Source organism: Mucilaginibacter boryungensis (assembly GCF_015221995.1).
Taxonomy (GTDB): domain Bacteria; phylum Bacteroidota; class Bacteroidia; order Sphingobacteriales; family Sphingobacteriaceae; genus Mucilaginibacter; species Mucilaginibacter boryungensis.
The window spans coordinates 539,806-565,708 of sequence record NZ_JADFFM010000001.1 but is presented as its reverse complement, the minus strand read 5'-3'; the positions used below and the strand labels follow the sequence as shown (position 1 = coordinate 565,708).

Here is a 25,903-nt window from a genome sequence, read left to right as displayed (position 1 = left end):
TTCAAAGTTTTAAGTCGTAAATCAGCCACTTATGACTTTTGGCTAATTACTTCTGACTTAATAATTGACCACTGATTAATGACCAAACGATGAACAAATTCATTAAAAATATTATCTATTTCTCGTTAAGGCACCGCTACTTTGTGTTCTTTATGACTGCCATTTTGGTGGTGATAGGGATATGGAGTTACAGTAACACGCCTATCGAAACCTTCCCCGATGTAACCAATACACAGATCATCATTATAGCGCAATGGCCCGGCCGCAGCGCCGAAGAGGTGGAGAAGTTTATCACTATCCCTATAGAAACGGTACTTAATTCGGTACAAAAAAAATCGAACCTGCGTACCACATCGGCTTTTGGTTTATCCTATACCCGTATCATTTTTGATGACGATGTAGACGATGCCTTTGCGCGCCAGCAGGTATTAAGCCGCCTGGCCAATGCCGATCTGCCTGATGGTGTAAAACCCGAAATAGAGCCGCCCTATGGCCCCACCGGCGAGATTTATCGCTATACGCTGAAAAGCAAAACCAAATCGCTGCATGAATTGACTGCTATACAGGATTGGGTATTAGACCGCCAGTTTAAATCTGTGCCTGGTGTAGCCGATGTGAACAGCTTTGGGGGCGAGGAGAAAAGCTACGAGGTAAGCGTTAACCCAGCCTTGCTGCAAAAATACAACCTTACATCATTGGATGTTTTTAATGCAATAAACCGCAGTAACATTAATGTAGGCGGCGATGTGATTGAAAAGAATGACCAGGCCTACGTAGTACGTGGAATAGGTTTAATTGGCAGCGTGGATGAGATAAGGAACATCATTATCAAAAATGTAAATAATGTGCCTATCCTGGCTAAAGACGTGGCCGACGTGCATGAAGCAGGTTTGCCGCGTTTGGGACAAGTTAGCCGCGATAAGCAAAAAGATGTTATTGAAGGTATTATTGTAATGCGCAAAGGCGAAAACCCGGCTGAAGTACTGGAACGTGTACGCGCTAAAGTTAAAGACCTGAACGATAACGTACTGCCCAAAGATGTAAAGATAGATACCTTTTACGATCGTACTAACCTAATGGATTTCTGTACCGAAACGGTGATCCATAACCTATTGGAAGGTATTGTGCTGGTAACTGTAATCGTTTTTTTGTTTATGGCCGATTGGCGCACTACCCTAACTGTGGCTATTATTATCCCGCTGGCTTTGCTGTTTGCCTTTATTTGTATGCGGATAAAGGGCATGAGCGCCAACCTGCTCAGTATGGGCGCGGTAGACTTTGGGATTATTATAGACGGGGCCGTGGTGATGGTGGAAGGCATCTTTGTAGCCCTCGATCATAAGGCCAAAGAGGTGGGCATGGAGAAATTTAATAAGCTGGCCAAATTAGGCTTATTTAAAAACGTAGGTGCCGAAATGGGCAAAGCTATTTTCTTCTCCAAGCTAATTATCATTACTTGTTTGATCCCAATTTTCGCGTTCCAAAAAGTAGAAGGTAAAATGTTCTCACCACTGGCTTACACGCTTGGTTTTGCCTTGCTGGGCGCCTTGATATTTACCCTTACACTGGTGCCGGCCTTATCCAGCATCCTTTTAAGGAAAAATGTTAAAGAGAAACATAATGTGGTGGTACTATTCTTTGAAAACGGCGTGCGCCGTATGTTCAGCTTCACCTATCGCAACCAAAAATTAAGTTTGCTTGTCGCCATAGCTTTTATGGCCTTAACTTTCTTCTCGGCCAAATTTTTGGGTTCAGAATTTTTACCCGACCTGAATGAGGGCGCCCTTTGGGTGGAAGCCGAATTGCCAATGAGCGTATCATTACCGGAAGCCGAAAGTATCAACCAAAAAATGATGCAGATACTGGAAAAATTCCCCGAGGTAAAGCAAACCCTGGCACAGGTAGGCCGCACTAACGATGGTACCGACCCTAAAGGCTTTTTTGATGTGCAGATCCAGGTTGACCTGAAAAATAAAAAAGAATGGCCAAAAGGCGTAACCGAGGACGACTTGATAGACCAGATGGATGGGCAATTAACTAAAATACCGGGCGCGGTATTCAACTATTCGCAACCCATACGTGATAACGTGGAAGAAGCCGTGGCCGGGGTGAACGCGGCCCTTGCTGTAAAGATATTTGGCCCTGATTTTAAAGTGCTGGATGAAAAAGCCGACGAGGTATTACGCGTATTGAAAACAGTGAAAGGTGTGGACGATTTGGGGGTACTGCGTAACCTTGGTCAGCCGGAGTTCAGGATTGAACTTGACCAGCGCAAAATGGCCATGTATGGCGTAGCTACCGCTGACGCCAACGCGGTAATTGAAATGGCCATTGGCGGTAAAGCCGCTACCGAACTTTATGAAGGCGAACGCCGATTTGATATCCGCGTGCGTTACCAAAAGGATTTCCGCGATACACAAGATAAGATAGAGAACCTGATGGTCCCTACCATGAACGGTTCTAAAATAGCTATTAAAGAAATTGCCGAAATAAAAACGATTACTGGTCCGGCGTTTATTTACCGCGATAACAATACCCGGCACATTGCGGTGAAATTCAGTAACCGCGGCCGCGATTTGGGCAGTACTATAGCCGAAGCACAGGCCAAAGTGGCCCGAATGGTGCACCTTGACCAAGGTTATAGCATTGCCTGGGCTGGTGAGTTTGAGAACCAAACCCGCGCTTCAAATACTTTAGCACATGTGGTGCCTATTTGTTTGCTGGTCATCTTCCTGATCCTGTTCATCACTTTTGGTAATGTGAAAGATGCTACACTGGTAATTATGAACGTGCCTTTCGCATTAATTGGCGGTATTTTGGCCCTGCATATTACGGGTATCAACTTCAGTATATCTGCAGGTATTGGCTTTATTGCCTTGTTTGGTGTATGTATCCAAAACGGGGTGATCCTGGTATCTGTTTTCCGCAAAAACCTGGAAGCCGGTATGCATTTGGACGAAGCCATTTTAGATGGTGTAATTTCCCGCGTACGCCCTGTTGTTATGACCGCTCTGATGGCCGCCATAGGGCTGATGCCGGCAGCTATATCGACCGGTATTGGCAGCGAAACACAAAAACCACTGGCAGTGGTAGTAATTGGCGGCCTGGTTACTTCAACCATATTAACACTACTAATACTGCCGGTTATTTATGCTATGGTTTATAAACTGATACACCGCCGCGAGAATAGAAAATTACTTAAAAGAATAGGGGCGGTAAGATCGTAACTATTCAACTCCTAATTTAACTAAAACAGCGGCGCATTTATATCAATGTGCCGCTGTTGCATGTAGCTACTTTGTAGCAGTTTTATTTAAAATACGACAATGGTATCTCCTTCCACAAGCCGTGCGCCAGATGACCTATCAGTACTTCATAAATAAGGTATAATGGCCAAAACAGGTAACTGATAAGCGCAAGGATGATAGAGTGGTTGTAATACCAACTGATCAGAACAGCATAGATACCTAAAATGCCGTATAATATGCTCGAGTCTCTTTTATCCATAACAATTGGGGTTTAGTATTTAACAAAAGTACTAATCTTAAAGTTTTACCGCAAAAACACAGGCAAATGCATACACTTGCGATAGGCTTAATATGGCCTGAGGTGAAACTTTTAAAGTGATTAATTATACAGAACAAAATTTAGTTTACGGCATTAATCATTTATATTCATCCCGGTATGAAACTCGATCTGGACAAACAGGAAAGCGAATTTTTGATCAAAACCATTGCCCAGTGGGAAAAAGATGGTTTACTTAATGCGGAAACCGCCGAAAACCTGCGCAATTCCATTACGGTAAAAGGCTTTGATTGGATGCGCCTGGCTAAGTATTCTTTTTGGATAGCTTTGTTTTGCGGTATCGTAGCCTTTGGCTCACTCATTATAAACGATACTATTGTGCGCTGGATAAAAAGCCTTTATTACACACCTGATGTGGTTATTAGCATAGTATCGTGTATAGCTGCTGTGGCCTTTTTCTATTACGGCCGGCTGATGGAGAAAAAGCGCCCTGAAAAAGTGTTTAGTAACGAAGCCTTGATATTTACCGGCGTATTGTTTACTGCTTGCTGCATAGCTTATTTAGGTAAAACATTCGATAACGGGTCTCATCATTTTTCTATCCTGTTCTTAATTTCGGTATTTGTTTATGGCTTTTTAGGCTGGCGTTTCAATTCCAGGCTGATATGGCTATTCGCACTCATATCGCTGGGTAGTTGGTTTGGTACCGAAACCGGTTACCAAACAAAATGGAGCCATTATTTTTTAGGGATGAACTATCCATTGCGTTTTGTTGGTTTTGGCGCCATATTGCTGGCAGCATGCTACGCCCTAAAAAAGCAAAAATGGATACAATACTTTTGGGAACTTACTTACGTCATTGGGTTGCTGTATTTGTTCCTTTCGCTATGGATGCTGAGTATATTCGGTAATTATGGCGAACTGGATGCCTGGTGGCAGATCAAACAGATCAGCCTGTTTTATTGGGGCATCATTTCGGCCGTGGTAGCCGGTGGTTTTATGTTTTACGGGTTAAAAAGCAATGACATTATAGCCCGCGAATTTGGTATAACATTCCTTATTATCTTTCTATACACCAAATACTTCGAATACTTTTGGAATGAAACCAACATGGCGGTATTCTTCTCCATCCTTGCCGCATCGTTTTGGTTGATTGGCAGGAAGGCCGAGAAAATTTGGAACTTAAAAGGGAAGGACGATAAAGATTCTATTTAACCCATACCAAATACACTTGTTTCACCACATGATATGCCGCGAAGGCGAAAAACAAAATAGCAATTCCCGTATTTATAGTCCGCGTGCTTAGCTCAAACTTGCTTTGTATATACCGGGCAAACTTTCCGTAAATAAATAGACATAAAAACGCGCCAACAGCCGAACCTAAGCTAAATATGGTTAACGCCAATAAGCCACTCATTATCCATTGGTGTGTGATAAGGTAAGTCCCGGCAATCATCCAAAAGGGAACTTGCATGGGGTTAATAAAACCCAGTAGCAATCCATATTTAATACTCTCGCGTTTAGAATAATTGGGCTTAGGTGGCTTTTTGCGGTTAAGCCAGGTAATGGTACCTAAGGTGCCGAATAGCGCAACCATGGCCCAGTCTATAATAGTGTTTAAATGCAGCTGACTCGACAGCCATTCTGCGGCGTGCATAATTGCAAACGTAAATATCAGTTCGGCGCAGGCAAAGGCGGTAATGAATTGCAATGCCTGTTTCATGCCCCGGTTAATAGCAATTTGCACCAGTGTTAAATTGATGTTCCCCGGCGGGATATAGCCAATAAAGTTAACAATGAGGCCAAGGAAAAAGGTAAGCACTAACATTGCCTAAAAATAATTAGCTTTTTGATAGCGTATATTATATTTCGGTTAAAATTTGAATTTAACGTTATTTGCACCGTATTTAATTGCAATTAATGTCCCAGCAAAAAATTATATCATTATTGCCTGCCGCTACCGAAATTGTTTGCGCCCTGGGTTTACAGGGTAACCTGGTAGGCCGGTCGCACGAATGTGATTATCCCGAAAATGTAAAAGCTTTGCCTATATGTTCCGAAGCCAATTTTCCCGACGGAATGAGCAGCCTGGAAATTGACAATAAAGTAAAGGAAATATTAACTGAGGCACTATCGGTTTACACGTTAAAGCGCGAAGTAATTAAAGCGCTTTCACCTGATGTGGTGATTACCCAGGCCCAGTGCGATGTTTGTGCGGTATCCGTACAAGAAGTTGAGCAGGCGCTGGGCAATTACCTGGATAAACAAACTCAGATCATCTCTTTACAGCCTAACAATTTGACTGATATTTTTAATGATATCACCGTTTTGGCGGAAGCTTTAAATGTACAAGCCGCAGGTGCTGATCTGTTGGAAAGACTGAACGAAAGGGTGGATATCATCAAACACAAACTGAAATTCATAGCAGACAAGCCTACTGTGGCTTGTATAGAATGGCTGGAACCGATGATGATATCGGGCAATTGGGTACCCGAATTAGTTGAAATAGCCGGCGGCTTGCCGATATTGGCCTCAATTGGTAAACATTCGCCTTATGTGAAATGGGAAGACATTGCCGCTGCCGATCCGGATATTATAGTGCTGATGCCCTGTGGGTTTAGTATGGACAGGGCATTAAAAGAAGTAAGTATCCTGCTGCAGCAACCTGGTTTTGCCGAGCTGAAAGCTGTAAAAAACAACCGTTTGTATATTACCGATGGTAACCAATATTTTAACCGCCCTGGTCCGCGGATAGTGGATTCTATTGAGATACTGGCCGAAATTATTAACCCTAAACAGTTTATTTTTGGCTACGAGGGTAATGGGTGGATGAAGTTTAGTATTTGAACCAATAAGTATATGTCATTGCGAGGAGCACAGCGACGCGGCAATCTCGTAGTATGATTTACGAACTATGAGATTGCCACGCTATCGCTCGCAATGACAAAAATGTAGAATTATGATAGTCACCGAGACCCAACTCCGCCAATTTACCCACAACATCTTCCTCGCTATAGGCTGCAGTGAAGGGCATGCCCGTCTTTCGGCAGATGTGCTGCTAAGATCGGATATGCGGGGAATAGATTCACATGGCGTTGCGCGCCTGTCGGGCTATATCAGGCTGTGGGAGAAAGGCCGGATAAACCCCACCCCCGACATTCGCATTGTGCATGAAACCCCAACTACCGCCACTGTTGACGGCGACGCGGGACTTGGACTGGTGGTAGCGCCATTTGCCATGGAGGTAGCCATGCAAAAAGCTGAAGCATATGGTTCGGGCTGGGTATCCGTACGCAATTCTAATCACTTCGGTATTGCCGGTTACCATGCTTTGATGGCGGTGGAGAAGGACATGATAGGCTTTGCCATGACCAATGCCAGTCCGCTGGTAGCGCCCACTTTTAGCAACGAGCGAATGCTGGGGACCAACCCCATGTGCTACGCTTTTCCGGCTGGGCAGTATCCACCATTGATAATTGATATGGCCACCTCTGCGGCAGCCAATGGCAAGCTGGAAATAGCCCAGCGCGGCGGTAAGCAAGTACCCGAAGGCTGGATACAGGATGCAAAAGGAAATTACACAACAGACCCGCACGCGCTGAAAACCGGCGGCTCGCTATTACCCTTAGGCAGCGACCGTGAACATGGCAGTCACAAAGGTTTTGGCTTAAGCGCCACGGTTGATATTTTATCAGCGGTATTGTCGGGGGCTAATTACGGCCCGTGGGTACCGCCGTTTGTAGCTTTTTTAGATCCCCCGACTGATCCTGTAGGACAAGGCATCGGCCATTTCCTGGGTGCTATGCGGGTTGACGGCTTCCGCCCTGTCCAGGATTTTAAAGATAACCTGGATAATTGGATCAGCCGGTTTAAATCTGCTTCAACTATCAATCCTGATCAGAAAGTCATTATCCCCGGCGAGCCAGAACTGGAAGCAGAAATTGACAGGAGGCAAAATGGAATTCCGTTAGTTGATGCCGTGGTGAAGGATTTAAATGAATTAGCTGTAAGGTTTGGTTTAAAGGGTTTGTAAGCTATCCCTTCACCGTTCCCGCAATCTCAGTAATCGCTTTCACCAACTTATCCATATCGGCAATAGTGGTATACACATGCGGGGTAATACGCACGCATTTAATATTTTCTATTACGATGGATGTAGTATGTATTTTATATTTGCCAAACAGTGCGCCGTCCAGTTCCTGCGGAGTCATACCATCTATTGTTACGCCGCAAATAGCACAGGAATAGGCTGGTTTTAACGAGGTATGCAGCTTAACCTTCGGCACATGCTGCACGCGGCTAGCCCAATAATCTTTAAGGTAGCGGATGCGTTCTTCCTTGCGTTTACTGCCAATTGCCAAATGAAAGTTTATCGCCTCGCCAATGCCCTGCTCTATAGGGAAACTGCGGGTGCCAATGTTTTCAAACTTGCGGATATCGCCGCTTTGGGGGTTATCATCACATAGCAGCGGCCATACTTTGGCTATCTTCTCCTTCTTGATCCATAACATGCCGCTGCCAATAGGCGCCGATAGAAATTTATGCAGGCTGGTGCCAAAATAATCGCAATGCAGGTCGGATATCTTAAAATCAAGTAAACCGAACGAGTGGGCACCATCTACAATCACCTCAATACCTTTGGCGTGGGCCATATCGCATATTTTACGTACCGGCATAATCTGGCCAACCCAGTTAATGACATGGGTAACATGTATCAATTTAGTTTTGGGTGTAATAGCATCTGCGTATACTTTTACTATTTGCTCATCATTCTCAATAGGAAAATCGAAACTAAGTTCTTTGTGAACTATCCCATCTCGTAAAGCCCGTTGATGGTATGCCTGTCGCATATGCGGATAATCCTGGCGTGTGGCTATCACTTCGTCGCCTTTAGTGAGCGGTAAGCCGTAAATTATAGTGTTCAGTGCCTCTGTGGCGTTGCGGTTCACCGCTATTTCGTCGGCTAACGTACCGGCAAGCAAGGCCAGTTTTTCACGCAGGGGTTCGCGGCCCTGGTCTAATATACGCCACATAAAATAGGATGGACCTTCATTAGCCAGCTTGTTATATCGTTCAACCGCTTCCTGTACCACAATGGGCGATGGTGAAACCCCGCCATTATTCAGTATCATAATATTGGTGCTTACGCTATAAGCGCGCTGTATTACGCCCCAAAAGTCTTCATCCTCGGCTACTTGCTGCGGCGTTAGGTGCGCTACCTTTTGTTCGGCTTCGTGCCAGGCTTCGGCGTGGGCCTGGTTAAATAAGCTGGTTGCAGAAAAAGCACCTGTAAGCACAGCGGCTTGTTTCAGGAATAAGCGACGGTTATTGGTCATGAACGAATTTAGGAGATTCGTAGGAGGTATGCAATAGGGTTAGACTAACCCCGCGGCACTTCGTGCGTAACCCCCTCTTCGCCTTCGGCGTAACGAGAGGGTCCGTATCCCTATGGGAAAGGAAATCCTGCCCTCTTTCCGCGGAACGCAAATATAGTACCGACCAGCGCAGCGTCGTCGGGGTGAGTCACACCGCCGCACAAATATTTTTCAGCTGATGGATATGCCTTTGCGTATGTACTGAAATAAAGTTCAGCAGCTCTATCCGGGTAACAGGCCCCGAACCCGGAAATTCGAAACCTTGTATGGTTTGTGTAGGGTCTTGCGTTTTAGCGGCTTCAATAATTCCGGTAAAGGTTTCATCCAGCAACCGGGTCAACTCATCTTTATCCTTTGGTTCATCCGAAGGCAATATAAACTCGGGCGATTTCATTTTGGTGTTGAAATCTAAAAACATAGCGCGCAGTTGCCCCACGTGCTGTTCAGGGTCGCGTTGAGTTGGTAAAGCTTCATTATTCAATAAAGCAGGAACGCCATTTACCGATTTATAAACATGCTCGGTCACTTGCCCGGCGGTCCAGCTATCTTTAAAAGGTACTTTATTAAATTGTTCTTGTTTAAAATCTGATACTATCTTTAGTAGGTCTTCTTTTACCGTCAGTAATTCTGCTGAAATATGCTTTGCCATGATTTGTATAATTTATTTTTAGCGATAACGTAAAATTAAGGCCTGCATAATTATTGTGAAATGCGTAAAAACGACAATTAACGGGGCAATTGCGACAGTAACTTTATAATTTTTTAGCGCATTTAAATACCCCCTGGATCAATCAGTTACAAAGTGGCTAATTATCTATATAAATAGGCATATATCTGCTATTAATAAAACGGAATAATTAATACCTTAGCAGCGTTTTAAGCGAGCAAATTTGTGCTTAAAACTTATTTTATGAGTAACTTTTTAGACGACAACTTCCTGCTGAAAACTGAGACCGCACGCCGTTTATATCACGAGTATGCGAAGCAGATGCCGATAATTGATTATCACTGCCATTTACCGCCCGATCAGATTGCGGCAAACAGTAATTTTGCCAACCTTACCCAAGTGTGGCTGTATGGCGACCATTACAAATGGCGTGCTATGCGCGCCAATGGTGTGAATGAAAAATATATTACCGGCAACGGCAGCGATTTTGAGAAGTTTGAACAATGGGCGGCTACAGTGCCTTATACCCTGCGCAATCCGCTTTACCACTGGACACATCTGGAATTACAGCGTTATTTTGGCATGCATGATATTGTATCATTGGCCACAGCCAAAAAGATATACGATGAATGTACCGCCAAGCTGCAAACACCCGATTACAAGGTACGTAACTTGATACAGAATATGAATGTGAAGGTGGTATGCACTACCGACGATCCACTGGATAACTTGGAATACCATCAGCAAATAAAGGCTGATAACTATGCCGTAAAAATATTACCGGCCTACCGGCCTGATAAAGCGATGGCTGCTGATGATGTAGCCGGGTTGAATGCATACATCAACAAACTAGAAGGGGTGACCAACACCAACATCAGCGATTTTGATACCTACCTATCAGCACTGAAAGCCCGTCACGATTACTTTGCGGCTAATGGCTGCTCGGTATCCGACCACGGCCTGGAGCAAATATATGCCGAAGATTATACCGATAAAGAGATCAGCGACATATTTAAAACCATCCGTGCAGGTGGTGTGCTGCTGCCAATGGAAATACTGAAGTTTAAATCGGCCATGCTGGTTTACTTTGCAGAATGGGACCACGAGAAAGGTTGGGTACAGCAATATCACCTGGGCGCTTTGCGCAACAACAATACCCGCATGCTATCGCAATTAGGGCCGGATACCGGTTGGGATTCGATAGGTGATTTTAGCCAGGCCCGTATGCTGTCTAAATTCCTTAACCGTTTGGATACAGACAATAAACTGGCAAAGACTATTATCTATAACCTTAACCCTGCTGATAACGAACTGATAGCTACCATGATTGGTAACTTTAACGATGGTTCGGTTGCGGGCAAGATACAGTTTGGTTCGGCCTGGTGGTTCCTTGACCAAAAGGACGGCATGATCAAGCAAATGAATGCTTTAAGCAATATGGGTCTGTTAAGCCGCTTGGTAGGTATGCTTACCGATTCGCGCAGTTTCCTCTCCTACCCACGTCACGAATATTTCCGCAGGTTGCTATGTAATCTGTTTGGCGATGATGTAGAGAACGGCGAACTGCCAAACGATATAGCCTGGATAGGTAAAATTGTACAGGATATTTGCTTCTATAACGCTAAAAACTACTTTGGCTGGGATGTGTAAATTTCAGTTACAATTTAAAGTTTGCAGTTAGCATAACAAAAAAGGAGGACCAAATGGTCCTCCTTTTTTGTTATCTCCAACACGTCATTGTGAGGAGTGAAACGACGTGTTGGAGATGGTTATGTTATTTGCTGGCCTTTATCGTTTCCTTCACTTCACCGCACTCATCCATTGCTTTGCCGTAATAAGGGTTAGCAATTTTGTCGGATGAACTCAGCCAATAGGCTTTTTTCATTGGGCAATACTGGCGGTATAAAGTAACATCGGTACTTTTCATGTTTTTTACAAGGGCGTACATATCGTCAGATAGTTTCTGGAAATGTTCGCGCTGGTGGGCCAGTTCGGTTGATTCGCTGATATGGTCGCCGTTAAAGCGTAGCTTTTCTGCGTATTTGGTCCATGCTATTTTTTGTGTAGCGTCCAATTTATTTACATCAACTGCTTTTATAGCCGCGGTAAATGCTTTGGCCTGCTCATTGGCAGCTTTGCTATTATCAGTTACCAGGGCATCTTTTATACCCAGATAAGCTTTTATTATTGGGCTGATAACCGTGTTATCGGTAGCTTTTACTTGTGTACTTACGGCTATGAATAAGAATAGTATTAATGCTTTTAATGCTTTCATGTTGTTTGTTTATGAGTAAAGTTAACAATTTATGCTATTACAATTTCTATGACATCTTGTAAAACAAAAAGTCCGCACAAAATTGTACGGACTTTTTGTTTCACTTAAAACTCGCGACTTAAATAGCCACTTTCACCACCAATTTTTTGATCGGGCCTACGCCTATCATAGGCGCGTGCACATCGTTAGGGTAAAAGATCACAAACTGGCCGCCCTTAAGGCTGAAGTACATATCGGGTTTATCGGCGTAAAAAATTACGTCCTTCTCTTCGTTAAACTCTCCTTTTGGCTGGGTGCAATCTGTGCGTGGTTTCCAACCCATAGTTTCGTTGCCACGGATGCAAAGCTGTATATCTATGTTTTTATTATGGCACTCAAACTTCTCACCGGCAGTTTCAGCAGTTACGCCATCCTTATCGCTTACAATGGCTTTCACACCCTCGGCGATATCAAATTTACCAACCTCTAAAGCAGCCAGATCTGTTGATAATAAATAATCAAAAGCTACTTTAAAATTTGGGTGTAGAGCAGCATATTGGGCGCCGTTCTCTAATTTATCTATAATCATATTTTAGTGTTGAGTTGTAAGTTTTGAGTAATGAGTTTCTATACCATCACTCAAAACTCAATACTTTAAACTTATCTCTGTACCCGTCCCGAGCCATCGCCTTTAACCAGTTCTTTTACTTCGTTCAAAGTAGCGTGGTTCAAATCGCCTGGGATAGTATGTTTCAATGCAGAAGCAGCAACGCCAAACTCGGCAGCATCGCCCTGGCTCATACCGGTAACCAAACCAAAGATGAAACCGCTGGCAAACGAATCGCCGCTACCAACACGGTCAACTATACGTACTTCGTATTGTTTGGTGTGGTAGAACTCGGTACCATCATATACTAAAGCGCTCCAGCCGTTATCGCTGGCGCTATGGCTTTCGCGTAGGGTTGATGCAATATATTTAAAGCCAAATTTTTCTTTCATTTGTTTGAAAACGCTTTTGTAACCGTCAAGGTTCAGTTCGCCTTTGGTTACATCGGTGCCTTCGCTGGTGAACCCTAAAGTGGTATCGGCATCTTCTTCGTTACCAATACAAACGTCAACATATTTACAAAGCTCGGTCATCACCTGGCGGGCTTTCTCTTTGCTCCAAAGTTTTTTACGGTAGTTCAAGTCGATAGAAGTAGTAATGCCTTTTGCCTTCGCCGCTTTTAAGGCAGCTAAAGTTAAAGCCGCAGCTTTATCGCTTAATGCAGGTGTAATACCGGTGGTGTGGAACCAATCGGCACCTTCAAAAATAGCATCCCAGTTAAATTCGCTGGCATCAACATCGGCAATAGAAGCGCCGGCACGGTCATAAACCACTTGCGATGCACGCATTGAGGCGCCTGTCTCTAAAAAATATATCCCTAACCTGTCGCCACCACGTGCTACAAATTGCGTATCAACACCATAACGGCGCAGGTGGTTAATAGCCGACTGACCGATGGGGTTATTTGGCACTTTTGACACGAAGGTACCATTCAATCCATAGTTGCAAAGTGCTGCCGAAACGTTGGCCTCGCCGCCACCGTAGGTAACGTCAAAAGTATCAGACTGGACAAATCTTTTAAAATCAGGAGTTGATAACCTTAACATTATCTCTCCCAGGGTTACGACTTTTTTAGACATCGTTGGGTTATGTTTTAAAATTGAAAAAAATAAATTACAAATAAATTACGGCTTATCCGCGGCGGTCAAAAATACATTTAAACCTAACTAATTACTAAGATATTATAAAAAAAATGAGCGGAAACGATTGCGTTAATTGTTTTGAACTAAATGCTAATCAAGCATACATCTTTCTATATTTTCTTTATACTTTTAGCCCCAATTAAAATCTAAAGATATAATAACACTAAGATGGATAAGAAAGAAGCAATATTAAAATTAATACCAGAACAAGGTATTTTACCGTTGTATTTTAATAAAGATGCCGAGGTTAGCGTAAATATTTTACATGCCTTATATAAGGCCGGTATAAAAACCATTGAATACACTAACCGGGGCGAGGCAGCTTTGAAAAATTTTGCCAAACTGCGCGAGGTTTGTGATAAAGAACTGGGCGGGATGTATTTAGGCGTAGGCACCATTAAAAATGCCAAACAAGCGCAGGACTTTGTTGATGCCGGTGCAGATTATATTATTAGCCCCGGATTGGTAGAAGAAGTGATACCCGTTGCTGAAAAAGCAGGATTACTATGGGTGCCTGGTTGTATGACACCAACTGAAATTATTAAAGCCGAAAACCTGGGTGCTAAAGTGGTGAAACTTTTCCCTGGTAATTTACTGGGCCCATCTTTTCTTTCAGGCATTAAAGAGTTGTTTCCGGGTATGCTGTTTATGCCTACCGGTGGCGTTGAATTGACCAAAGAGAACATTGGGGGCTGGTTTAAAGCTGGCGTTTGCGCCGTGGGCATGGGCAGCAAATTAATTAGCAAAGATGTGATGGAAGGCCAAAAATATGACGAACTTACCGCCGCAACTAAAGAAGCGATGGAAATTGTGAAAGCAAGCCGATAATTTTACCAATAAAAGAACCCTATATTTACCCGAGAAGAAAAAAATGAGTGAAACCAAAGTAGGCAAATACCGGTGGACAATTTGCGCCTTGTTGTTTTTTGCAACAACCGTAAATTATTTGGACCGTCAGGTATTGAGCCTTTTAAAACCGTCGCTTGAAAAGGAATTTAACTGGAGCAACACCGACTATGCGGATATCGCAGCCATGTTCCAGCTTATTTATGCCATATCCCTGCTGTTTGCCGGCCGTATTATTGATAAGCTTGGCACCAAAAAAGGTTATGCCTGGGCTATTGTCGTATGGTCCATAGGTGCTATTATACATGCGCTTGCTATCCCGATAGGCGAGAAATTGAATTTTGTGTTAGGCTGGGTAGGCATTGCAACGGTGCCGGTTTCTATACTTGGTTTTATGTTTTCGAGGGCGGTGTTGGGCATTGGCGAGTCGGGCAACTTTCCGGCTGCTATTAAAGCTACTGCCGAATATTTCCCAAAGAAAGAGCGTTCGTTTGCAACCGGTATTTTTAATTCAGGTTCAAACGTTGGCGCTATTTTAGCACCCCTGAGCGTACCATGGATTGCCGCTAATTGGGGTTGGGAAGCCGCTTTTTTAATTATAGGTGCTATAGGCTTTATATGGCTGTTGTTTTGGTTGATCTTTTACGATAAACCCGAAGAACAAAAGCGTTTATCAAAAGCAGAGTACAAGTATATTTATGCCGACCAGGAAGATCATTCAGGCAAATATGTTGCCGGTGGCGATCCCAAAAAAGTATCGTGGTTTCACTTGCTTACCTACAGGCAAACCTGGGCATTTACCGTTGGTAAGTTTATGACCGATGGTGTATGGTGGTTCTTCCTTTTTTGGTTACCCGCTTATTTGAACGATCAGTATCATATTTCAGGCATGGCTATACAGGTACCCCTGGCAGTGCTATACAGCATGACTATGTTTGGCAGTATAGGTGGCGGATATTTCCCGGCTTATTTTATTAACAAAGGCGATACGCCGTATGACGGCCGCATGAAAGCCATGCTTTTAATTGCCTTTATACCGTTGGTAGTATTGGCTGCACAGCCATTAGGCTATATTTCTTACTGGATGCCTGTTTTATTGATAGGTATTGGCGCTTCGGCACACCAGGCTTGGTCGGCCAATATATTTACAACCGTGTCCGACATGTTCCCTAAAAAAGCAGTTGGATCAATTGTGGGTATTGGTGGTATGGCCGGTGGTATTGGCGGTGTATTAATTACCAAACTGGGCGGTTACCTGTTCGATCATTATAAGGCCCTTGGCCATATTGAAACAGGCTACAGCATTATGTTTGCCATTTGTGCAACGGCTTACCTTATAGCCTGGTGCATTATGAAGGTACTGGTGCCCAAATACAAGGTTATTGAATTATAATATCAGTGATATAACATATAAAGGGGCTTAATAGCCCCTTTTTTATTTTAATGCAGATCCTGGAAAACCTGTATGGCATGATCAGATTTGATTTTACAGATCACTAACGCGGCTACGCATGCGTTTTACATAGTTGCGGATATCCAGCACAATGCCGGCAAAGAAGTAGAATATCAGGGGGAAGCCTACTGCCAGGAACGACGAATAAATGAAAAAAAGCCTGATCTTATTTATTGAGATATTAAAACGCTCGCCCAGGTAGGTACAAACCCCAAAGGAGTACCGCTCAAAAAATGTAAGGATGCGTTGTAACATATCAGGACAATTTTAATACTTTATTACCAACGGCGCATTGCAGGCATTTCTTATAGTTGCAGTAACTATTTTTTAATTCAAGCAACGCCTGCGAATCGAACGCTGTAGTACTTTTCACCCCGAAGGTAACAAAATCATCTGTGATATTGTTCTTTTCGCCGGGTAAATATTCTAACAAAGCAAGCGCACGACTGATATAATATTGTTTTTGCAGGTGTTTACCATAGGTAAATAAGGTTACGGCCACTGTGTTTAATAATAAAATATCAACCGCACTTGCACCCATGTTTTTTGGCGACGATTTGCTTTCTACATCAAACCGGAAATGGGTATCCCAGTAAGGGTGTACTTTAGCGTTGGCAAACAGATCGCGCAGTTGGGCAACGTCTTTTACCTCTAATATTTTCGAAAAAAGGTGATTGGAATTGATCACCAGTGCCGCGAATTGTGCAAGCCTTATGGTTGGGAAGTTTTGCGGGCGCATCCGTAGGAATTTCCACAGATGCTTTTCTACCGGAGTCAGTTTGTGCTTTTTGCGCAGAAAGTTGTATTCTTCTTTTAGCTTGCGCGGATATTCATCAACAAAATCATCTTCCAGAAAACCGGCCTGGCCAAATATCAATGCCTCAATTTGCAGCGGATAGTTTTTGTGTTTGGCCAGGATGATCTGCGGAAGCGATTTGGCCATCATCTCAAACGGCAAGGCATTCACCTTGAAACCAAAGTTTGCCGCCAGTAACCGGTAAAAAGTTTCTTCCCAATCTCCCCGGTTTACAGCTAAAGCTTCAATTACCGCTGTCGATTTCTTTTCCAATCGCTCTACCAGCACACGCGTCAGCCAGTTACGCATAGTAATATCATCAACGGTTTTTAAGGTGGCTTCGCAGGGGATAAATGCTTGGTTGCTGAAGATCAGATAATGGTAACGCTGATAAAGTTCATCAGGGATGCGGTTATACAATTCCAGCGTAGGAACTTTCCGTCCATCGGGCATTATCACTGGTTGATCGTCCTTATAAACTACATGTAGTATTACACTGCCATAAGCGCCATCGGTTTGGTGGCCGTGGCGGTTCCAGTCTGCCGATGATACATGTAGCTCCACGTTACCCGCCCAGGTTGTTTCACCAATGCGGATACGCGCGTTCTGAAAATCGGGCCCGCCATCGGTATGCGCCATGCCTGCCGAGAATACCTCTATTTCTTCGCCATCGGTAGTCCGCAACCCCATTCTGTTGAACAGGCGGAACTTCCATACGTAATGCAAGAGATCCTCGGTGATAAGCATGGTTTAAAAATAGTAAAAATGTACAGATGATAAAATTGCTGCAAGTTTTAAAAGAATGCCATTGCGAGCGATAGCGCGGCAATCTCGTAGTTTAATTTACGTCCTACGAGATGCCGCGTCGCTACACTCTTCGCAATGACAAATAGGATTATAACTTATCGACCCCGCCAGGCTAGACGCTTGAATTGGCAGGTTTGCTTACGGTCAACTATCAAATAAACATTTATACACCTATCCATTTCTCATCAACACATCTTACTTTTGCGCCATGCCGCATACCGATGCTATTATCACTTATAAAACACCCAAAAGGGCCCGCATATCCAGCACGGTGTTTTACTTCATTTCAGGCTTTGGCTATTCGGCCTGGGCATCGCGCATCCCTTCTATCCAACAGCATCTGCATTTAAACGAAGCACAATTGGGCGCAATATTATTTGCCATGCCCGCCGGTTTGATGTTGACCATGCCGCTAACCAGTCAGCTCCTTGGCCGCTTCAGCAGTCGCAGCATCATGTTTGGCGGCGCTATGATGTATAATATTATGCTGGGTTTATTAGGTTTTGTTACGCATCCCTGGCAATTGGCAGTCATATTGTTCTTCTTCGGTTCGTCCCGTAATTTGTTTAACCTGTCGCTCAACGCGCAATCGGTTAGCGTGCAGTCGCTTTACGACAGATCTATTATGACCTTCTTTCACGGGGTGTGGAGCATGGCGGGCTTTGCCGGTGCAGCAGTAGGCTATTTAATGGTGACCTTTAATGTGGCGCCAGCCTGGCATTTACCCTCGGTAGCCATATTGATGATCATAACTGCTTTATGGTTTTACCCCGAAACTATCTATCATAAACCATCAGCGCTGCAAAAAAAGCCTGTATTTTCACTCCCCGATAAGTTCCTGCTTAAATTCGCGCTCATCTGTTTTGCCTGTATGGCTTGCGAAAACACCATGTACGACTGGGGCGGTATCTATTTTGAAAAGGCCGTACATACCTCTAAACAATCCGCTACGGCAGGTTTTGTATTTTACATGGTGGCTATGACCATCAGCCGGTTTGCGGGCGATAAAATGGTGAACAAATTAGGAGTTAAACCTATTTTAAAATATAGCGGCTGGCTGATATTTGCAGGTTTGTTAATTGCTGTACTGATCCCATATACCGTAGCGGCTTGCATAGGTTTCGTGCTCACTGGCGCCGGGGTATCGTGTATTGTGCCACTGGTTTTCAGTATGGCAGGGAAATCAAAAACTATGAGTGGCGCATCGGCTATTGCAGCCATATCAACTATTGGTTACCTCGGTTTTTTACTGGTGCCCCCATTTGTAGGTTTTGTGGCGCAGGCAGCAGGCCTGCGGATGGCGTTTGGCATAATAGCCGCTTTTGGTGCGCTAATTGTTTGGATGGTATCGATGATAAAGGATGATGGCGCACACTAAGCCTTTGAAAAAAATTAACACTCGAACGATTTAACGCTTTAGGCATCTAATAAAAAATTGGGCGTAACAAATAGTCGTCATATTTATCTTACTACAGAATACATCAACAAAACTGATCTATGAAAATTCTGCATGTTCTTAATGGCGACTCGACACTTGTGGGCTTTAAGCAAACCGGGCTTGATGGGGATATTATGGTTTGGCGCGAAGTACTTTCGGAAGGCCCGCTGGAGATAAACATTGGCGGGGCACATTTTTGGGAAACGCGATCGGAGTGGATATGTAAAACCTTCGATGATAACCCTGAAGCCTATCAACGGGATATGATTGACCAATTGGCCGTATTAAGTAAGCCGCACGATGAAATAAACCTTTGGTTTGAATACGACCTTCACTGCCAAAGCAATATGCTGGGGGTAATGAATTATCTGAAACAGCAAACCGATTTATCGGGGCCGGCTATTTATTTAATTTGCCCCGGCGAATTTCCGGGTAAGCCAAACTTTGGTGGCATGGGCGAATTGAATGGCAAAGAACAATTGTATCTCTACAATACCATCCGCACACAGTTAAGTGAAGTAGATTTTGTTATCGCTGCCGAAACCTGGGAAATGTATGTAAAGCACGATGCTGAGCATTTAAAACAATACCTGGCCAAAACCAGGTTCTGGGGTTGCATGCATTGGTTGAAAACTGCGCTCGAAGCGCATTTACAGCGCCTGCTGGTTAATGCAAACGGACTAAACCATATCGAGCAAAAATTGCTGGACATTTATAATATGGGCATAACCGATCAAATTGGTATCTGCACCGAATTTTGGAAGACCGATAAAATTTATGGCCTGGGCGATTTGGAAGTGGGCTTGTATTTGGATAAATTGAGACAGAAGGGGTACCTCTCCTAAGCTTATGCATTTGAAATTTTCTTTTAATTCCATATCTCCGTTTAGGCTGATTTAAAACGATACAAAAAACGGCGACCCCTATGAAATGGCCGCCGTCAAAAATCGGTTTAGGGAGAGAAGTTAATATAATTATCGATCATATTTTCCAATACTCCTGCTGCCTTCAGGCACATTAGATAAAAGTGGTGTCCCACGAATTATCCGGCACTATTTGTTTAAGTAAAAATTTTCATAATTATGCACAAAACTTATGCCATCATACTGCAGTTTTGTCTTGGATTATAAGATCAATTGATTTTAGCTTCGGCTATTACTTTATGAGAAAATGATGCGGCGAACAAGTGAGGGTGGATTATAAATATTTAGTCGGATAATTCTTTATTTTAGCACACTAATTCTACCTATTCGCTATATGCCGGCTAAATTCATTACCCTGAAAAATAAACATCTGCAAGTTACTATTACCAATTATGGCGCACGTTTGGTGGGCTTGCTTACCCTCGGGAAAGACGGCACCCTTGTTGATGTTGTGGCAGGATTTAAAACGGTTGATGAATACGAACAGGCTACATCTCCTTATTACGGTGCAACCATTGGGCGTTTTGCTAACCGTATCGCTAAAGGGCGGTTCAGCTTAAATGGGATAAGCTATATGCTACCGGTAAATAACGGGCCAAATTGCCTGCACGGCGGCGGCGGCATACATGCTAAAGTTTGGGATATACTGGACGTACAGGATCAAAGCATCACAATGCAGCTGTATTCACCCAATGGCGAGGATGGCTTTCCCGGCAATGTGTATATTACAGTAACCTATATGCTGGCTGATAACGCCGTGGTGATAAATTACGAAGCCACCACCGATAAGGACACTATAATTAACTTAACCAACCACGCTTATTTTAACCTGAACGGTGAGGGCGATGGCGATATATTGGGCCATACCCTGCAAATTAACGCCGATAGCTACACGCCTGTTACCCAAAACCTGATCCCCACCGGCGAACTGGGAACGGTAGCACATTCCCCGTTTGATTTCAGGACGGCGAAACCTATTGGTAAGGATATTGGGGCCGATCATGAACAACTTATAGTTGCCCGGGGGTATGATCATAACTATGTACTGAACAGGGTTGAAGGGCAAAAACTAACCTTCGCCGCTAAAGCCATTGGCGACAAAACGGGCATTGCCATGGCCGTAGATACCACCGAACCGGGCATGCAGTTTTATACAGGCAACTTTATGGATGGCACCAATACCTTTAAGGGCGGCAGTAAAGATGATTTCCGAAGCACGTTTTGTTTAGAAACACAGCACTTCCCCGATTCGCCTAACCAGCCCGCATTTCCGTCAACTTTATTAAGTGCAGGACAAGTATTCAGATCTTCGTCCGTATACCGCTTTGGAGTGGTTGAATAGCTTTTTATTTGGTGTCCTTTACCTCTTCCCAATAAATTGTACTTACGGGCAGGGCATTTTGCGTGGCAACCTGTGCCTTCACTTTTTCGAGTACAGCCCTAAGTTCATCCCCGGTAAGGGACGCTCCAACCTGATGATAAAAAATAGTGTTACCGGTTTGACTGTTGATAAACTTATAATGCTTGTTATCTGTTTTCATTGGGTCACAGTTAACGTCGTGTTACTTTATAACGTTTTAAAAGAGCTATTAGTTTTTGAATTAGATTTTACCCGCACAATTGCACTCATAAATGGTTTATGTATAATGCTAACGCCTTATAATTAATAATAACTTCATACTACTTACGTTACCTTTGTACTAATGAATTGGTTAAAAAAGAAAAGAATACTGCTGCCATCGTTCATAATTTTAATGCTGATTGCTGCCTATGCCCAAAAAATAAGGCATGAAAAAGGCACTGTTACGGGATATCTTACCGGCAATATGCTGGATGAAACATCGGGCATTGCAGCATCTGCTGAACACGAAGGCATTTATTATATTCATAACGATAGTGGCGACACCAGTCGCTTTTTTGCTATTACACCCGAAGGCAAACTAAAAGCTACCTATTATTTTAAAGGTGAGGCTACCGAAAAACTGGGCGTAAATGATTGTGAAGACATTGCCGTTGGCCCCGGGCCCGACAAAAGTAAAAGCTATGTGTATTTAGGCGATATTGGCGATAACCAGGCTGTACGTACCCACCTGGTGATCTATCGCTTTGAAGAGCCACCGATAAGTGGGCCGGATAGTGTGAAACATATAACAGCAGCGCCGCTATATGTAAAATACCCCGATGGTGCTAAGGATGCCGAAACACTGATGGTTGACCCGGTTGACCAATTGCTGTACATCGTATCCAAACGGAAAAATTCGGTAAGCATATATACTACCCCGCTAAACTTTAAAGGGAATGATACGGTAACCCTCACCAAACGCAGTACCATTCACCTGGGCGGGATACCGCCGTTTAAGTGGGTCACCGCCGGCGATATTTCTAAAGACGGCACCCAGATACTGTTAAAAAACTACAAGAACGTATATTACTGGAAACGCACACCCGGTGTACCTGTGTGGCAGGCCATGACCGAAAAACCTGCTAAACTATATTACAAGCAGGAAAAACAAGGCGAAGCCATTGGCTTTACACCAGATGGAAAAGGTTACTATACCGCCAGCGAAGGTATTGGGGAACCGATATATCATTATAATTTGTATTGAGGGAAGTCGGGAAACTTTTCAGGAAAAAGTTTTATATTCATGAAAAATTAACAAACCATGAAGAAGAGATTATTTTCAACCCTGGCACTTGTGCTTTGCAGTTTTTTGATTTGTTTGGCTGTTGTTGCCGACCTGACCGGCAAATGGAGCGGTGCAATTAAAACCCCCAATGGCGACTTCCCTGTAAAATACACCTTTAAGGTTGAAGGTGATAAACTAACAGGTACTGCCGATGGGGCTGATACCTCCATTCCCATTACCGATGGTAAAATAAGCGGGACTAATTTTACCTTTAACCTCGATTTTAATGGCACCATGCTTAAAAACGTAGGCAAGTTTTATGGTGATTCTATTACTATAGATGTGGATTATAATGGTACCAACCTGCACGGTATGCTAAAACGTGTGGAAGAAAAATAGTAAACTTTAAAAATCGACCTATAAAACCTTGCCTTGGGGCGAGGTTTTTTTATTTACGCCCCCTATTCATTTACAAGGTAATTCTGTTTCATTTGTCGGGCTAATGGACTGGCATAAACGGGTATTTTAGCAATACCAATTATCCGCTAAAATGAAAAAAACCTGCTATACGCTACTGTTTATTTTCCTGGCTTGCTGTGCCATTGCCCAAACCCGTACTATCCGCGCCGACCTAACACAGGTTGCAGGTAAAAAACCTGCTATGTTTAACGAATGTGTGGGTGCCGGTCGCGCTAACGAAGGTTTGCGGGCCGATTGGCAGCAGCAATTGGCCGAGGTACAAAAGGATATGGGTTTCCGTTACATCCGCTTCCACGGGCTGCTGAACGATGATATGCAGGTGTATAAAATTGACAAGGAGGGCAAGCAGGTATACAATTGGCAGTATATTGATAAACTGTACGATTATTTGCTGAGCATCCACATCCGCCCATTTGTGGAACTGGGTTTTATGCCCACCGATATGGCCAGCGGCACCAAAACCGTTTTTTGGTGGAAGGGCAATGTAACCAAGCCAAAAACTTACGAGTTGTGGGAAGAACTCATCCGCCGCCTGGTAAGCCATTTTCAGGACAGGTATGGCAAAGCCGAGGTAGAAAAGTGGTATTTTGAAGTATGGAACGAACCCGACCTTGGCGGCTTCTTTGCGGGTACACAGGCAGACTATTTTGAGTTATACGGGCATACGGCCAAAGCTATAAAAAGTGTATCGCCAACTTACCGTGTAGGCGGCCCGGCTACATCGGCTGTTAAGTGGATAGGCGATTTTTTAACATATTGCGACGATCATAAACTCCCGGTCGACTTTGTATCGACGCACGATTATGCCACCACATCTGTACTGGATGAATTTGGCCTGAAAAAACAAAGGTTAAAACCCAATGCCGATTCGGTAGCACAGGACGTAGAAAAAGTACGCAAACAAATAAATGCTTCGGGCTTTAAAAATGCTGAGCTGCATTTTACCGAATGGAACACCTCGCCATCATCGCGCGACCCAATGCACGATACCTATCAAAATGCGGCCTTTATACTAAATGTGCTGAAAAAAGCCGCGCCATGGCCCAACAGTATGTCGTACTGGACGTTTACCGATATTTTTGAGGAAGCCGGCGCCGGGCCAACTTCATTCCACGGCGGGTTTGGTTTGCTGAACTTACAGGACATCAGGAAGCCAACCTATTATGCCTATAAATTTTTGAATGAATTAGGCAGCCAGGAATTGAAAACGAACGATCCTACTTCAATCATCTGCAAACAAGGTAAAAACGTGCAGGCCTTGTTTTGGGATTTCACGTTTCCTACAAAAGATTATAACCAGATAGCTTTCAGTAAAATACAGCCACCTACGGATAAAGTTCCTGTCAATCTGCAACTAACGCACCTTACCAATGGCAAATACCGGGTGGAAGTTTACCGGGTAGGTTATCGTATGAACGACCCCTACAGCCAATACCTCGATTGGGGCAAACCGGCTTACTTATCCGTAGCGCAGGTGAACGAACTGAAAGCCCAATCAACCGGCAAATCGATCAGTGTAGTAAACGTAACGGTAAGCAATGGTAGCTATCACCAGCAATTCCCTATCCGCAGTAATGATATTTATATGGTGAAATTGATTTGGAAGGGGAGATAATTAATAAAAAAGTGTCATTTCGAACGAGGAACGAGGAGAAATCTTATACGTTAAGACGGCTTCTCGTAAAAGATTTCTCCTCACGCTTACACGTCCCAGCCCATGTTCGTTCGAAATGACATCTTTTATAGATACCCTTCAAGCGCCTCTTTTAACATCGCCACCAATTCCGGGTCATTAAACTGGTAATTATCCTCAATATCAAACACGATCAATTTTTTAGATGGTACGGTAAAGCGCTGTTTCAAAATATCGCGATGTCTCCTTTCCATTACAAAAACCACATCAGCCCAGTCCAGCAATTTTTGGTTTATCTTAATACGGGCCTGCTCGCTGGTCCCTGCCGAACGTGCCTGGTGCACGGAATGATTGCGGAACAATAGTTCAGCAGTTGGGCTGCGCCACTGGTTTTTGCTGCAAATGAAAAGTAGGTTAGACAAAAGTTAGTGATTAACAGGCACCGGAGTTTTGCGGTTAGCCATAATTTTATCCCAAGCTTCTTTGGTAATAATAGTCAGGTGCGCTCCCTGGAAATCCCAAATAGAGATGTATGTGGGCGATATGACATAATACTGTTTCCAGGTGGTAGCGTTATGATATAGTATCATGGTACAAATATCTGTAGCTGTTATAAATGGACTGGTATTACCCAAATGATTATGCACACCTGCTACCTGTACCGCATGGCTCGTATCGTCAGGAGCGGGTTTGGTATTAATTGTGATGAGATTGTTATGCAGCTTTTTTGTGCTGGTGATATGATTGTCTTTATCAAATGTAAGCAGGTAATCGTTACCAAAAATAACCTGGCCATTACTCTTTGGACTTGTTAAAAAATACACGCGTTTTTGTCCGTTAACAATAATGGGAACAGGATTGGTACCCGTATTTTTATAGAAACGAAAGATGGAATCTTTATTAGCTATAAGTGCTGCCATAGCTACCTTGCGTATGGCATAAAGTTCGGCCTCGGCATTGGTAAGTTTGCGCTCCGTACTGTCAACCTTGCAGCCGTTCATGCTAATATCCGGAAGGGTAAACGACATAGTTGCCAACACTACCGGCTTTTCGTCTTTGGAAAAGAAGATATTATTCATACCAGAACCTGTATTGTATGACAGGTATCCACCTGCGCGCGAAAGCCGACTTTTACATTTTGCAAGAAAAACATCCGTTCCATACCACGATGCCATTTCGGAGAGCGCCAGCATTTTGCCTTCAGCACTTATGCTGTCGGCTATCGAGGCTATATGTGCAGCATCAATCACTTGCGCAGGGGTAATTTGTGCTGATACTATTTTGAAGCATGCGCAAATTATCAATGTAATGAGCAGGTGTTTTTTCATAG

General features: G+C 43.7%; 25 protein-coding genes. 13 read left to right on the top strand and 12 right to left on the bottom strand.

All coding sequences use genetic code 11. The annotated features are described in order from the left end of the window. Positions 1-89 precede the first annotated feature (89 nt). Entirely contained in the window at positions 90-3,227 is a 3,138-nt protein-coding gene (locus IRJ18_RS02540) for an efflux RND transporter permease subunit (RefSeq protein WP_194104630.1), read from the top strand. 82 nt (positions 3,228-3,309) lie between these two features. Here the strand turns inward: IRJ18_RS02540 and IRJ18_RS02535 are convergent, their stop codons facing one another. After that, positions 3,310-3,507 carry a hypothetical protein gene (locus tag IRJ18_RS02535; protein ID WP_194104629.1) on the bottom strand — a complete coding sequence of 66 codons (198 nt, stop codon included), beginning with the start codon at positions 3,505-3,507 and terminating at the stop codon, positions 3,310-3,312. Between the two features lie 177 nt (positions 3,508-3,684). Here IRJ18_RS02535 and IRJ18_RS02530 point away from each other — a divergent pair, with 177 nt between their 5' ends. Next, the gene (locus tag IRJ18_RS02530) at positions 3,685-4,740 is read left to right on the top strand and encodes a DUF2157 domain-containing protein (RefSeq protein WP_194104628.1); all 1,056 of its coding nucleotides are present in this window, start codon (positions 3,685-3,687) and stop codon (positions 4,738-4,740) included. On the opposite strand, the gene IRJ18_RS02525 is transcribed toward IRJ18_RS02530, so the two are convergent. Then, complete coding sequence (locus tag IRJ18_RS02525) at positions 4,733-5,353, bottom strand: LysE family translocator (protein WP_194104627.1); 621 nt, start codon at positions 5,351-5,353, stop codon at positions 4,733-4,735. The two genes, IRJ18_RS02530 and IRJ18_RS02525, sit on opposite strands and share 8 nt — an antisense overlap. A gap of 92 nt (positions 5,354-5,445) precedes the next feature. Between IRJ18_RS02525 and IRJ18_RS02520 the strand changes: the two genes are divergently transcribed. Both IRJ18_RS02520 and IRJ18_RS02515 read left to right on the top strand, forming a co-directional pair. Continuing rightward, positions 5,446-6,372, top strand: coding sequence for a cobalamin-binding protein (locus tag IRJ18_RS02520; RefSeq protein ID WP_194104626.1), 927 nt, complete (start codon positions 5,446-5,448; stop codon positions 6,370-6,372). Positions 6,373-6,484: 112 nt separating this feature from the next. Further along, entirely contained in the window at positions 6,485-7,558 is a 1,074-nt protein-coding gene (locus tag IRJ18_RS02515; RefSeq protein ID WP_194104625.1) for an Ldh family oxidoreductase, read from the top strand. A 1-nt stretch (position 7,559) separates the two neighbouring features. Here IRJ18_RS02515 and IRJ18_RS02510 read toward each other — a convergent pair whose 3' ends face one another. Next, positions 7,560-8,861, bottom strand: a complete 1,302-nt coding sequence (locus tag IRJ18_RS02510; protein ID WP_194104624.1) for an aminotransferase class V-fold PLP-dependent enzyme — start codon at positions 8,859-8,861, stop codon at positions 7,560-7,562. Positions 8,862-9,048: 187 nt separating this feature from the next. Beyond that, a complete protein-coding gene (locus tag IRJ18_RS02505) occupies positions 9,049-9,549 on the bottom strand; it encodes a DinB family protein (protein ID WP_194104623.1) in 501 nt (166 codons plus the stop codon). 261 nt (positions 9,550-9,810) lie between these two features. Here IRJ18_RS02505 and uxaC point away from each other — a divergent pair, with 261 nt between their 5' ends. Further along, positions 9,811-11,217: a glucuronate isomerase gene (gene uxaC / locus IRJ18_RS02500; protein WP_194104622.1), complete on the top strand. Its 1,407-nt coding sequence runs from the start codon at positions 9,811-9,813 to the stop codon at positions 11,215-11,217. A gap of 124 nt (positions 11,218-11,341) precedes the next feature. Here uxaC and IRJ18_RS02495 read toward each other — a convergent pair whose 3' ends face one another. The 3 genes from IRJ18_RS02495 to IRJ18_RS02485 form a co-directional block, all read right to left on the bottom strand. Further along, positions 11,342-11,842 carry a DUF3347 domain-containing protein gene (locus IRJ18_RS02495; RefSeq protein WP_194104621.1) on the bottom strand — a complete coding sequence of 167 codons (501 nt, stop codon included), beginning with the start codon at positions 11,840-11,842 and terminating at the stop codon, positions 11,342-11,344. 118 nt (positions 11,843-11,960) lie between these two features. Next, on the bottom strand, positions 11,961-12,410 hold the full coding sequence (locus IRJ18_RS02490) for a YhcH/YjgK/YiaL family protein (RefSeq protein ID WP_194104620.1): 450 nt from the start codon (positions 12,408-12,410) through the stop codon (positions 11,961-11,963). Positions 12,411-12,481: 71 nt separating this feature from the next. Further along, the gene (locus IRJ18_RS02485) at positions 12,482-13,507 is read right to left on the bottom strand and encodes a sugar kinase (RefSeq protein WP_194104619.1); all 1,026 of its coding nucleotides are present in this window, start codon (positions 13,505-13,507) and stop codon (positions 12,482-12,484) included. A gap of 231 nt (positions 13,508-13,738) precedes the next feature. Here IRJ18_RS02485 and IRJ18_RS02480 point away from each other — a divergent pair, with 231 nt between their 5' ends. Both IRJ18_RS02480 and IRJ18_RS02475 read left to right on the top strand, forming a co-directional pair. Then, entirely contained in the window at positions 13,739-14,398 is a 660-nt protein-coding gene (locus tag IRJ18_RS02480; RefSeq protein ID WP_194104618.1) for a bifunctional 4-hydroxy-2-oxoglutarate aldolase/2-dehydro-3-deoxy-phosphogluconate aldolase, read from the top strand. Positions 14,399-14,441: 43 nt separating this feature from the next. After that, positions 14,442-15,809, top strand: coding sequence for an MFS transporter (locus tag IRJ18_RS02475; RefSeq protein ID WP_194104617.1), 1,368 nt, complete (start codon positions 14,442-14,444; stop codon positions 15,807-15,809). A gap of 93 nt (positions 15,810-15,902) precedes the next feature. Here the strand turns inward: IRJ18_RS02475 and IRJ18_RS02470 are convergent, their stop codons facing one another. Together IRJ18_RS02470 and IRJ18_RS02465 are read right to left on the bottom strand one after the other, a co-directional pair. Further along, complete coding sequence (locus IRJ18_RS02470; protein ID WP_194104616.1) at positions 15,903-16,124, bottom strand: PspC domain-containing protein; 222 nt, start codon at positions 16,122-16,124, stop codon at positions 15,903-15,905. 1 nt (position 16,125) lies between these two features. After that, positions 16,126-17,412 (bottom strand): DUF2851 family protein, encoded by a 1,287-nt coding sequence (locus IRJ18_RS02465; protein ID WP_194104615.1) that lies wholly within the window; start codon positions 17,410-17,412, stop codon positions 16,126-16,128. A 268-nt stretch (positions 17,413-17,680) separates the two neighbouring features. Here IRJ18_RS02465 and IRJ18_RS02460 point away from each other — a divergent pair, with 268 nt between their 5' ends. The 3 genes from IRJ18_RS02460 to IRJ18_RS02450 all read left to right on the top strand — a co-directional run bounded on the left by IRJ18_RS02460 (position 17,681) and on the right by IRJ18_RS02450 (position 21,175). Beyond that, entirely contained in the window at positions 17,681-18,850 is a 1,170-nt protein-coding gene (locus IRJ18_RS02460; protein WP_194104614.1) for an MFS transporter, read from the top strand. Between the two features lie 119 nt (positions 18,851-18,969). After that, on the top strand, positions 18,970-19,755 hold the full coding sequence (locus tag IRJ18_RS02455) for a DUF1835 domain-containing protein (RefSeq protein WP_194104613.1): 786 nt from the start codon (positions 18,970-18,972) through the stop codon (positions 19,753-19,755). A gap of 412 nt (positions 19,756-20,167) precedes the next feature. Further along, on the top strand, positions 20,168-21,175 hold the full coding sequence (locus tag IRJ18_RS02450; protein ID WP_194104612.1) for an aldose epimerase family protein: 1,008 nt from the start codon (positions 20,168-20,170) through the stop codon (positions 21,173-21,175). A 4-nt stretch (positions 21,176-21,179) separates the two neighbouring features. Here the strand turns inward: IRJ18_RS02450 and IRJ18_RS02445 are convergent, their stop codons facing one another. Further along, the gene (locus IRJ18_RS02445) at positions 21,180-21,374 is read right to left on the bottom strand and encodes a hypothetical protein (RefSeq protein ID WP_194104611.1); all 195 of its coding nucleotides are present in this window, start codon (positions 21,372-21,374) and stop codon (positions 21,180-21,182) included. A gap of 162 nt (positions 21,375-21,536) precedes the next feature. Here IRJ18_RS02445 and IRJ18_RS02440 point away from each other — a divergent pair, with 162 nt between their 5' ends. The 3 genes from IRJ18_RS02440 (at position 21,537) to IRJ18_RS02430 (ending at position 24,555) form a co-directional block, all read left to right on the top strand. Then, on the top strand, positions 21,537-22,439 hold the full coding sequence (locus IRJ18_RS02440) for a hypothetical protein (protein ID WP_194104610.1): 903 nt from the start codon (positions 21,537-21,539) through the stop codon (positions 22,437-22,439). 57 nt (positions 22,440-22,496) lie between these two features. Further along, positions 22,497-22,859 carry a glycoside hydrolase gene (locus tag IRJ18_RS02435; RefSeq protein ID WP_194104609.1) on the top strand — a complete coding sequence of 121 codons (363 nt, stop codon included), beginning with the start codon at positions 22,497-22,499 and terminating at the stop codon, positions 22,857-22,859. Between the two features lie 151 nt (positions 22,860-23,010). Next, the gene (locus tag IRJ18_RS02430) at positions 23,011-24,555 is read left to right on the top strand and encodes a GH39 family glycosyl hydrolase (RefSeq protein ID WP_194104608.1); all 1,545 of its coding nucleotides are present in this window, start codon (positions 23,011-23,013) and stop codon (positions 24,553-24,555) included. 125 nt (positions 24,556-24,680) lie between these two features. Here IRJ18_RS02430 and IRJ18_RS02425 read toward each other — a convergent pair whose 3' ends face one another. Both IRJ18_RS02425 and IRJ18_RS02420 read right to left on the bottom strand, forming a co-directional pair. Then, positions 24,681-24,995, bottom strand: a complete 315-nt coding sequence (locus IRJ18_RS02425) for a low molecular weight protein tyrosine phosphatase family protein (RefSeq protein WP_194104607.1) — start codon at positions 24,993-24,995, stop codon at positions 24,681-24,683. Positions 24,996-24,998: 3 nt separating this feature from the next. Further along, positions 24,999-25,901 (bottom strand): hypothetical protein, encoded by a 903-nt coding sequence (locus IRJ18_RS02420; protein WP_194104606.1) that lies wholly within the window; start codon positions 25,899-25,901, stop codon positions 24,999-25,001. Between the last annotated feature and the right edge of the window lie 2 nt (positions 25,902-25,903).